We start from the raw sequence: 10,363 nt of genomic DNA, 5'->3' as shown, positions 1-10,363 counted from the left end.
GCTCTCAGTTTCAGAGTAGAAGAAACCACGTGGTCGACGAATTTGGCTTTTTCCAGAACTTCCTCGACGTTCTCGTTTAAAAAGGGAATAACTGGATCCAGTCTTAATATTACCGGAATTCCTGCTTCTTTTACCTCTTTAAGAGCTTTTAGCCTCCTCTTTGGATTCGGCGCGTTTGGCTCAATTCTCTCGGCTAACTCTCCCTCCAAAGTGGTTATCGTTATAGCTACGGCACTCTTCATATTCTTAAGTATATCCACATCCCTCGTAACGAGGTCGCTCTTCGTTATCACGAGAACTCTCAGATTTTTCTCCTTGAACATCTTGAGCGATGCTCTCGTAAGCTCTAAATCCTTCTCCATCTCCGGATATGGATCGCTGCTGTTGGACATCGATATCAGCGTTCCGGATTTTACCTCTCTAAGCTCTTTTTCGAGTCTTATAAGAAGTCTCTCTTTCGGGCGAGCATTGAAGAAATTGGGGATGTAGGTTGAATAGCAGTAGAGGCAGCGGTGGTTGCAGCCGGTGTAGGGGTTGAAGGACAGCTTAGCCGGACACGTGCATAACTTGGATTTCCAAGGGTCGAAGGGAGGTAGAAGCTTATAGCTCATAAAGCTCGCGATTAAGCCAAGGAATTAGAGCCATGGTTACGGCTATCTCAGTCAAATCGCTCCTCTCAACTTTCCTCCTTGTCAGAAATCCTATCGCTCCCATTTTTTCTCCAAGATCTTTTATTCCGCTTACTTTTTCCATAACTTCTCCGACCTCTTTTCCCTTCAGAACTTCCTCAACAACCTTCCTCGGATACTCGAATCCCGGACCGAAGCCTATTGTGAACTTTTCCCCATCGTAAACGCAAGCCACCTGAAAATCTATGTATCCAGAGAGAGTTCTCCGAGTTTTGAACAATCCAGCTTCAACTCCGACTGAAAAATCGAAATCATCGCTATAAGCTTTTTTCGCCCTGTTGATAGCTCCGGTAATCGTCTCCTCATCAAAGGGTTGAGGAGACACTTCCGGGTTAACGGCTCTTTTAAAAATTTTTACGTCATCAAAGAACTTTTTGAATGCTCTCTCTACTCCCTTCACCTTAGCTGGATTTTCTGTTCCCACGACAACCCTCATCTTATCGCCTCCATGAACCTCTCTTTTATTTCAATGGCTTTCATAGGAATCGTCGGAACCTTTGCATTTCCGGGCTTGGCTACGAAATGAATGAAAACTTTTCCCCTCTCTTTCAGCATTTCTTTAACTTCCTCCCCGTTAGCTCTAAAAGTTTTTTCGAATCCGGCTGAGATCGCAAAAAGCTGTAAATCTGCTTTAACTGAAGCTGTTGGCTGATTTCCTGTGCTTCCGTATGCTGCGTTATCTATAGCCAATATTTTGAGATCGACATCAACGTTTCCGGCTGTGAACAGCGTGGAGGGGTTCATGAGGATCGAACCATCTCCGTCTATCGATATAACCTCCCTTCCAGTTAAAGCTACTCCGAGAGCTATTGAACTCGCTAACCCCATACTTCCGAGCATGTAAAAGTTCGTCGGTTGATCTAAAATGTGGTAGAGTTCTCTACTCGGATATCCTATGTTCGAGACGACTATTCTCCCTTCAAGCTCTTCTTTAATCATCTTTAACGCTTCGTATCTTGTCATTTTAGCCTCGCATTCCTCTACTCTCACAACTTTTTCCTCAACTTTCGGTCTCTCAAAATAAACATCTTCAGCTTCACTCCACACATCTGGACGGAGAAGGATCGCCACTATCTTATCTTCTTCAAAGCTCCCTTTGATGGCATTTTCCACATCATCGAAATTTTTTCCGTCGAATATCACAAAGTCGATATCCAAAGCTGCGAGGACCTTCGGCAATCTTTCGCCAAGAGGTTTCTGTGCTTCTATCTTTTCTCCGTAAACTCCCCTCCAGCTTATTAAAATTGGGAGAGGCAATTCGTAGCATTTGGTTAAACTCATTAAAGCGTTAACGCAATTCCCGAATCCCGAGCTTTGGATCAACATTACCGGCTTTTTACCTCCCATGTACAGTCCGGCAGAGATTCCGACTCCCTCCTCTTCCCTTGCTAAAGTTAAAACTTCGAATTTTGAGGGAAGAAGTGAAATTAACCTCTTTACCCTCTCGCAGGGAAGTGTGAGAACGTAATCTATTTTCGCTTTTTTCAAAGTCTTTAAAAACTCTTCTTCGATCATTCGATCATCTCCAAATCGTCTTCTGATGAGATGACGAAATCTTCCTTAACTTTCCTCAACTTGTAATCTTTTTTCAACCTGTCCAAACCAGCTCCGGTTATATTCACGAGTATTTTCCCTTTTGCGTTGATTTTTTCCAGAGCAGCCAGTCCAACTTCTGCGGCGGGATGCAAAGAAATTCCGAACTCTTTTTTGAAAATCTTCCCCACTCTTTTCGCTTCCGCTTCGGAGATGCCTATAGCTTCTCCTTCCGTGTCTGAAAGAATGTCGTAAAGTCCCCCTTTCATTCCGTAGAGTGGATTTCTGTTTGATAGGACCTTAGCATATAGCTTATCGAGCGGGTCTTCGTAAGAATTTATTTCTCTGCTCCTTTTCTTCCAAGCGTCAACGACGGGTGTGAAAGGTTCATTCTGCACGACGATTATTTTCGGCTTTTTAACGTTAAACTCCTTTGAAATTCTCCTGTAACCTTCGTAAAACGCCACAACTCCAGTCCCACTGCCTATGGGCTGAACGTAGTAATCTGGCATTTCTTTGAATTTTTCAAAGTAAACGTAGCAGCTTGTTGCTAACGCATCCCTCCTTGCGAAATTTCTCCCTCCCCCTTCGAATTTGCACCTCTTTTTTTCTGAAAACATCCTCGCGAACTTTTGAGCGTCGTCGTAAGAGCCTTTGACCTTCACCACTGTAACGTTCTCGCTCCTTTCAATCTCGAAAAGGTCGCTGAACACTTTTTCCGGGACGAAGAGGTAGACTTTGATGTCAAACTTTTTAGCGTGCTCTATGAAAGCGTTAGCGGTGTTGCCGACTGAAGCAAGAGCTATAGCTTCTGCAAAGTTTTCAGAATACCTTAAGGAGGATAAAGCCTCAACCTCTTTGAAGGAACAAGTTTTAAGCCTGACACCCATTTCTGGCCAGTAAGCGTGAACGACAAAGAAAACCTCCGCATCAGTTATCTCACTAAACTCCTCGCTTTTAACCAGTACCGGCAAATCCCCGTCAACCTCGAACGGCATCCAGAAGGAGTACCTCCTCAAGCCCTCTCCTTTGGGAGAAAATTTTCCGGGGTATTTTGTATGAACAAGAGAGTTGCAGCCGTGGGGACATTGGAAGGCGAATCCCCAATCTTTGAAAACCTCTCCGCAGCTGTAGCAGGAGAGAACGTACATCTGGCTTAAGATTTTTCCACGGATTATAAAATCTTTACCCGAATATTACTTCCAGACTGCACAAAAGCTTAATTTATTGTTTCGTAAATATTCCTCTGGAGTGTAGCAAATCATATAAACCTGACATTAAATCAAATTAACTTGACAAGGTGGGAGTATGGAGTTAACAAAAACGGCTGAAGTCGTTCTAAAAAAGAGGTATCTGCTGAAGGATGATAAGGGTAATGTGATAGAGACTCCGGAACAGATGCTTTGGAGGGTAGCCAATGCGATAGCTCAAGCTGAAGAAAATTACGGAAACGATCCGGATTACTGGGCTAAGAAATTCTTCGAAATAATGGACAGACAGGAGTTCATGCCAAATTCACCTACCTTAATGAACGCCGGAACGGAATTGAATCAGCTCTCGGCTTGTTTCGTCATTCCGGTGGAGGATAGCATAGATGGAATTTTCAAAGCCCTATGGGACATGGCTAAAGTTCAGAAAAGCGGAGGGGGTACTGGGTTTAGCTTTTCGAGAATCAGACCTAAAGGAGACATCGTTAAGTCTACCAAAGGGGTAGCTTCTGGACCGGTAAGCTTCATGAAAATCTTCGACGCCGCTACTGAGCAAATAAAGCAGGGTGGTAGGAGAAGAGGAGCGAACATGGGAGTTTTAAGCGTTCACCATCCGGACATAGAGGAGTTCATCACCGCTAAATGGGAGGAAGGTGTGCTGAGGAACTTCAACATAAGCGTGGCTGTGACTGACAAATTCATGGAAGCGCTGAAAAATGACGAGGACTACGAGCTTATCAATCCGAGAACTGGAGAAGTTGTTAAGAAGGTCTCTGCAAGAAAAATCTTCAACTTAATCGTTGAAGGGGCTTGGAGAAACGGAGAGCCGGGATTGATATTCATAGATGAGATTAACAGATCCAATCCCACCCCGCATATTGGGATGATCGAAGCAACCAATCCATGCGGTGAACAACCGCTTTTGCCCTACGAATCCTGCAACCTTGGAAGCATTAATCTTTCAAAATTCGTGGACGAAAAGAAGGGGGACTTTGACTGGGAGAGGTTGAAGGAAGTTGTGCACATAGCCACGAGATTCCTTGATAATGTGATCGATGTAAACAGCTATCCCATCCCGGAAATAGAGAAAATGACGAAGGCTAATAGAAAAATTGGACTCGGAGTGATGGGGTGGGCTGACGCACTCTTCAAGCTGAAGATACCTTACGATAGTGAAGAAGCGATACAGCTGGCTGAAAGAGTAATGAAGTTCATTCAGGAAGAATCTCACAAAGCCTCCCAAATGCTTGCAGAAGAAAGGGGCGTTTTCCCCAACTGGAAAGGAAGCGTGTGGGAGAAGAGAGGGATAAAAATTAGGAACGCTACAACCACCACCATCGCCCCAACGGGGACGATAAGCATTATAGCCGGTTGCAGCAGTGGTATAGAGCCGGTCTTCGCCTTAGCTTATAAAAGAACGAACATTCTTGATGGAGAAGAGTTCTTCGAGATAAACCCGATATTTGAAAGAACGCTGAAAGAGATCGGGCTTTATAGGGAGGATATAATCGAGAGGGTGGCTGAAGAGGGAAGCATTCAGAGAATTGGAGAGATTCCCGAAGCTGTGAGGAGAGTATTCAAATGCGCTTTGGACATTCCAGCTGAGTGGCACGTTAGAATGCAAGCAGCTTTTCAGAAGTACACCGACAATGCCGTGAGCAAGACTATAAACCTTCCGAACCATGCGACGAAAGCTGATGTGGAAAAGGCTTTCCTTCTCGCTTATGAGCTTAAGTGCAAGGGAATTACGGTTTATAGAGACGGAAGCAGAGAGGAGCAAGTGTTGAGAATTAAGAAGACTGAGGAAGAGAAAAAGAAGAAGGAAAAGGAGGCTAAAGTTAGACCTCCAGCCAGATACATAGAGCCGAGACCGAGACCGAGAATAACGAAGGGCGTTACGATAGAGACGAAAACCGGATGTGGAAGCCTTTACGTTACAATAAACGAAGATGAGTACGGAATAGCTGAAGTCTTTGTTCAGCTTGGGAAGAGTGGTGGATGCGCAGCTTCTCAAACGGAAGCTATTGGAAGGCTCTTAAGCATAGCTTTGAGGAGCTGGGTAAGTCCGGAAGCTCTGATAAGACAGCTGAAGGGAATTAGGTGTCCTTCGGTTGGCTTCGACAACGGAGAGATTATAACGAGCTGTGCCGACGGAGTTGCCAAGGTTTTGGAGAAGCATCTTAAAGGTGAGTACAAGAAGATAAAGCTTGAAGTGAAAGGGGTGAAACCTCTAACGGAGTTCACTGAAGAAGCTGAAGAAGAGCCAAGAACGAAGCTGATAGGAGGGGTATGTCCAGAATGCGGTAACGTTCTTGAGTACGGAGAGGGCTGTATGACGTGCAGAATGTGTGGATTTACGAGATGTGGCTAATCCTCCCCCAATAACAACTTTTTTATGTCTATCAGGTGAGTCTCTTTAACGACATTCAGCACGACCATCGTGTATGTCTTTTTTACGTGTTCCAACCCAGCGATCCTTTTAACGAAGCTGTTCAAACTGTCCCTGTCTTTGAACTTCGCTACAGCAATAACGTCGAACTCTCCAGTGACATCGTAAACTGCCGTTACGTTCGGCTCCTTTGCAAGGAGGTCTTCCAGTTCAACGACATGCCCTCCCTCTGCCGATATTCCAATTACGGCAATTAAGTCAAAACCGAGCTTGGAGTAGTTTATGACGGGTATGAACTTCTCTATTATCCCGAGTTTTTTCATCTTGTTTATTCGGTTGTAAACCGTAGCTTCAGCAACGCCAAGTTTTTCGGCAATTTCCCTCAAACTTTTTCTTGCATCCTCTTGAAGTTCGGCAAGTATGAGATAATCAAGTCTGTCGAGTTTTTCCATAGCTTAAGTAAAAAATTTGAACTTTATATTTTTTCCGAAAGGACGAATACAACAGCTGAGGCAATCAATCCCGGGATAACCGGGTAGATCCAGTAAACCCTGTAGAATAGCATGTACCAAGCTACCGATGTTATTAAGGCTGAAACCATCGCCAAGACCACGCTCCTTGGTCTTGAATTGAGATATAAAGCTGCTAAAAGCGGTACGAGGAATGTAGCTGTTATAACGGAAAAGCTAACTCCGACTATTGCAACGATAACGTCTGGCGGATTTACGGCGATTATTAGAGGTATTAAGGCGAAAAGGACGACGAGTGCCCTTGTGAGAGCGAGGCTGTCTTTCTTAATTATATCCCTCGCAAAAGATGTAGCCATCATGTGGAGGAGGGAATTTATCGTCGACATCGCCGCAGCTATTATTGCTGTTAAAAGCAAAGCGTTTATTCCGGCTGGAAAAAGCTTCATGGCTATGTAGGGGACTATCAAGTCCGGATTCTTTAGAAACTTCAGACTCTCTTCTTTGGGAATGATTAACCAAGCAAATGGTCCTATACTGAAAACGCATATCGCAAATATCCCCACTATAATCGGAGTCAGTAGCATTCCCTTGTGGATAACTCTTTGATCTCTTGCTGCTACGAATCTGACAACAAGCTGCGGGCTTGAGAGTTGAGCGATGCTTATAGCAAAAGTTAAGCTGAGGATAAACGGTAGAACCATACCAGCTTTCATTACCGGCGGTGGAGCGAGCTTTCCTATCTCAAACAATAACTCTCCGCTCCCGGCAAACGTTTCCGCAGCTTTCAACTTTTCTATAGCTTCCAAACCTCCTAAGGTTACCATGAGGGTTGTGAAAAGAGCAACTCCTCCAAGGAAAGTTAGTATGCCTTGAATTAAATCGGTGACGACGACAGCCCTAAATCCCCCGAGGGCTGTGTAAAAAACGACGATTAAAGCAGTTATTATCAACCCTTCTGCATAGCTGATGTTCATCATGACCTGAAGGAGATTCCCTGCTCCCTTGTAAATCGAGACCATGTAGAAGGAGAAGAAGACTATTATCGTGAAGGCTGAGATTACTCTTGCAGCCTCGCCGTACTTTGCTCCGAAAATTTCTGGAATCGTTAGGACTCCGTGTTTGTCGGCTATCTCCTTAAGCTTTGGAGCGATTAAGATCCAAGCGAGAATCGCAAAGAGAATATGAAAGAACGTTAGAAAGGCCGACCACTGGAATCCGGCAATGTAGCCAAACCCTCCACCTCCAAGGAAAGCAGCGGTTGAGAAATACGTGGCGAAGAAAGAGAAGCTTACGAGGAAAACTCCAAGCTGTTTTCCGGCTAAGTAATAATCGAGAGTTCCCTTGGTCTTTCTGTACTCCACAAGTCCTATAACGAACATCAGGATTAAATATAAGGCAAAAATTACCTCTATTATCAAACTTTCATCCTCCTTGCGATGAGAACTCCGGCTATCATTAAAATAACGCTCAAAACGTAGAGAAATCCTAAAATCATACTCTCACCAACCTTTTAGCTTTACCTTCAAACCTTTCGATCTTTCCAACTCCAACTCTGACAACTTCCGGCTGAAATCCAAGAAACTCTCGAATGTCCCTCGAAATTTCCCCGCTGAAGTCCTTCTCTGATTCGTAAACGATCCTTATCTTTCCATTACCGACCTCTATTTTGTAGTGGAGGATTCCGTAGTTCGCTAAAATCCTCTCGATATCGCTCGGATAGAACTTCGCTCCTTTGTATATCACCATGTCGTCGACCCTTCCTCTAATCCTTTTGATTTTCATGTGCTCTATTCCGCACTCGCAATCAATTCCAAGAGCTTCGCTCACCTCACCGCTTCTGTACCTTATTAAGGGCATAGCTTCTCTATTGAGGGATGTGTATACGATTTCCCCTTCCTCTCCTTCTTCCAACACTTCCCCAGTCTCAGGATCTATTACCTCCACGATGTACTGATCTTCCCACATGTGCAAACCGCTCCTTTCTGGGCATTCGAAACCTACCGTACCGACTCCACCCATCTCCGTCAATCCGGGTATGTCGTATGTTCTTGCGTCGAAGATCCTTTCTATCTCTCTCCTCATCTCATCGCTCCATGGTTCAGCTCCAAGAATGAGCTTTTTAACTGGCAATTCAGCCACATCGATCTCCATTTCATTTGCGACTTCCGCAATTCTCAGAGGGTAGCTTGCGGTGGCGCAAAGGACGGTTGTACCGAAATCTTTCATGAATCTTACCTGATTTCTCGTATTTCCCGGGCCTATTGGAATTACGAAGGCGTTTATAGCATCGGCAGCAAAGTGAAAACCAAATCCCCCGTTCCACAAACCGAAGGCTGGAGTTATCTGAATAACGTCCTCGCTCGTTATTCCAGCTAAGTAAAACGCTCTTAGCATCATTTCTTTCCACTGTTCAACGTCCTTTCTTGTGTAGGGAATTATCACCGGCTGTCCAGTAGTTCCCCCGCTCATCTGGATTCTTACGATCTCCTCCTTAGGAACAGCTGCAGCTTTCAGTGGGTAGCTCTCTCTTAACTCCTGTTTAGTCGTGAACGGAAGTTTCTTGATGTCGTCCACCGTTTTAATCTTGTCAATATCCACTTTGGCTTCTCTAAACTTTTTTCTATACAGTGGCGATCTCCAGAAAGCGTATTTAACGATAGCCCTAAACCTCTTGTTTTTCAGCTCCTCAATTTCTTTTCTTCTCATGTACACTCCACGTTTCGCTTCCCTGTACACGTCTTCGATCATTGAGAGCGAGTTCAATCTTGAGTATATAAACTTTTCTCAAATTAGGGGAATTGTCCTGTAATCTGGGATCGAGTTCTTGTAGCTGTAGCGTAACCTTCATAAACATATTACGAACAAGAAGTGTTTGAAGCCCCGTAGGGTAGTGGTCAATCCTGCGGGACTCTGGATCCCGCGACCCCGGTTCGAATCCGGGCGGGGCTACTTTTATTCAACAAATGCGCTTTTTGCATTATCTAATCTCCTTCATCGTAATCCTCCAAAGGCTCTAAGCGACCTTCTTTGATTAGCTCCAAAACGATTGCATGAGCAATTTCGTAAGGAATCTGAAGATCTTCCGAAATCTTTAGTGGTGTTATAATTTTGCCTTGCTTCGAGCATGGTTTTACCACTCGACATTTGGCTTTATGCACGTAACTGTCTCAAACTAAAGTTTTCTTTCTTAATACAAGTAAACGCTTAATGAGCACAGATACCGAGCTTTTGAAAGTGAATGACAAGATAGAGCTTATAGAGGCAGGATTAATTCGGGAAGAAGAGATTAGCGAGGAAGAAGCAAAAGAGCTTGACAGACTTGCTGACGAGACGAGAAAGAACGGGATTCCATGGGAGAAGCTTAAAGCTGAGCTTGGTTTATGAGTTTATAGAGTTCGTCTTAGTGACTTCAGGTTGATTTACGAGGTTGACAATAGAGAATCTCGTTATGCTTTTGAAGCTTGAAAGACGAGAGAGAATATAGATGATTTCTTGAGAAGTTAAGAAAGCTGTTGAAGAGTATGTGGTGTGTGTGCGCTTTTGATTGTTCGCAACAATTTCTATATAAGGACTAATCTGAGTGTAGTTTAGCATGCAGCCAATTACAAGCAAGAATATACTCGAAGATTTGAAAGAACTCAGAGAAAGGCTTGACTCGCTTATCGAAACTTTAGAGATTGAGCAATGAGGAGCTGATGGAATCCATAAAGAGAGCAAAGGAGCAGCCGGTGAAGAGGAAATTTGAAGAACTTTTGGAAGTGCTGGATGTCGGCATTTAGTAAATATCTTTTCTATGACCCACAGCTAAAAGGACAACTTTCTTCTCATTCTCGTCAATCTCGTAAATAAGCAGTATTTACTTACTCTTAAGGATCTCAATCCAGAAAAATCGTGAGATATTCGCCAGAATACTGGTTTTCTTTCAGTTTTCTCAAGTCATTGGCTTAAGTTGGTCAGATGATCTAAGCTTTTGTGAAATCAAGAAATAATATTTTAGGAAAAATCGCGAAGAGATAAGTGTTGAACTTACTTTAAGGTTGTTTAAATATCGAGAAAGTTAAGAGCAGTAAGTAT

General features: G+C 43.8%; 9 protein-coding genes and 1 tRNA gene. 3 read left to right on the top strand and 7 right to left on the bottom strand.

The features are described 5' to 3' along the window. The 4 genes from F7C14_RS05110 to F7C14_RS05095 all read right to left on the bottom strand — a co-directional run. Nucleotides 1–611: radical SAM protein (locus F7C14_RS05110; protein ID WP_290900510.1), on the bottom strand; the 611-nt coding region annotated here is incomplete at its 3' end. Next, entirely contained in the window at nucleotides 601–1,125 is a 525-nt protein-coding gene (gene yjjX / locus F7C14_RS05105) for an inosine/xanthosine triphosphatase (protein WP_290900508.1), read from the bottom strand. The genes yjjX and F7C14_RS05110, both read right to left, overlap by 11 nt. Beyond that, the gene (comD, locus tag F7C14_RS05100) at nucleotides 1,122–2,204 is read right to left on the bottom strand and encodes a sulfopyruvate decarboxylase subunit alpha (RefSeq protein ID WP_290900506.1); all 1,083 of its coding nucleotides are present in this window, start codon (nucleotides 2,202–2,204) and stop codon (nucleotides 1,122–1,124) included. Before comD ends, yjjX begins: the two co-directional genes overlap by 4 nt. Continuing rightward, nucleotides 2,201–3,373 carry a pyridoxal-phosphate dependent enzyme gene (locus F7C14_RS05095; RefSeq protein ID WP_290900504.1) on the bottom strand — a complete coding sequence of 391 codons (1,173 nt, stop codon included), beginning with the start codon at nucleotides 3,371–3,373 and terminating at the stop codon, nucleotides 2,201–2,203. The genes comD and F7C14_RS05095 overlap by 4 nt, the downstream gene beginning before the upstream one ends. A gap of 157 nt (nucleotides 3,374–3,530) precedes the next feature. Between F7C14_RS05095 and F7C14_RS05090 the strand changes: the two genes are divergently transcribed. Beyond that, a complete protein-coding gene (locus tag F7C14_RS05090) occupies nucleotides 3,531–5,801 on the top strand; it encodes a vitamin B12-dependent ribonucleotide reductase (protein WP_290900502.1) in 2,271 nt (756 codons plus the stop codon). On the opposite strand, the gene F7C14_RS05085 is transcribed toward F7C14_RS05090, so the two are convergent. The 3 genes from F7C14_RS05085 to F7C14_RS05075 form a co-directional block, all read right to left on the bottom strand. Further along, nucleotides 5,798–6,271, bottom strand: a complete 474-nt coding sequence (locus F7C14_RS05085; protein WP_290900500.1) for an Lrp/AsnC family transcriptional regulator — start codon at nucleotides 6,269–6,271, stop codon at nucleotides 5,798–5,800. The two genes, F7C14_RS05090 and F7C14_RS05085, sit on opposite strands and share 4 nt — an antisense overlap. 23 nt (nucleotides 6,272–6,294) lie before the next feature. Then, complete coding sequence (locus F7C14_RS05080; protein ID WP_290900498.1) at nucleotides 6,295–7,707, bottom strand: sodium/proline symporter; 1,413 nt, start codon at nucleotides 7,705–7,707, stop codon at nucleotides 6,295–6,297. A gap of 73 nt (nucleotides 7,708–7,780) precedes the next feature. Beyond that, nucleotides 7,781–9,037 carry a phenylacetate--CoA ligase family protein gene (locus F7C14_RS05075; RefSeq protein ID WP_290900496.1) on the bottom strand — a complete coding sequence of 419 codons (1,257 nt, stop codon included), beginning with the start codon at nucleotides 9,035–9,037 and terminating at the stop codon, nucleotides 7,781–7,783. A 128-nt stretch (nucleotides 9,038–9,165) separates the two neighbouring features. On the opposite strand from F7C14_RS05075, the gene F7C14_RS05070 reads away from it, so the two are divergent. Continuing rightward, nucleotides 9,166–9,238: transfer RNA gene (locus tag F7C14_RS05070), tRNA-Gln, on the top strand. A gap of 258 nt (nucleotides 9,239–9,496) precedes the next feature. After that, nucleotides 9,497–9,673: a hypothetical protein gene (locus F7C14_RS05065; protein ID WP_290900494.1), complete on the top strand. Its 177-nt coding sequence runs from the start codon at nucleotides 9,497–9,499 to the stop codon at nucleotides 9,671–9,673. The last annotated feature ends 690 nt before the right edge of the window (nucleotides 9,674–10,363 follow it).

The sequence above is a fragment of the Ferroglobus sp. genome, assembly GCF_015521575.1.
Lineage (GTDB): Archaea > Halobacteriota > Archaeoglobi > Archaeoglobales > Archaeoglobaceae > Ferroglobus.
The sequence above is the reverse complement of the archived record's forward strand: the minus strand, read 5'-3'. Positions and strand labels throughout refer to the sequence as shown.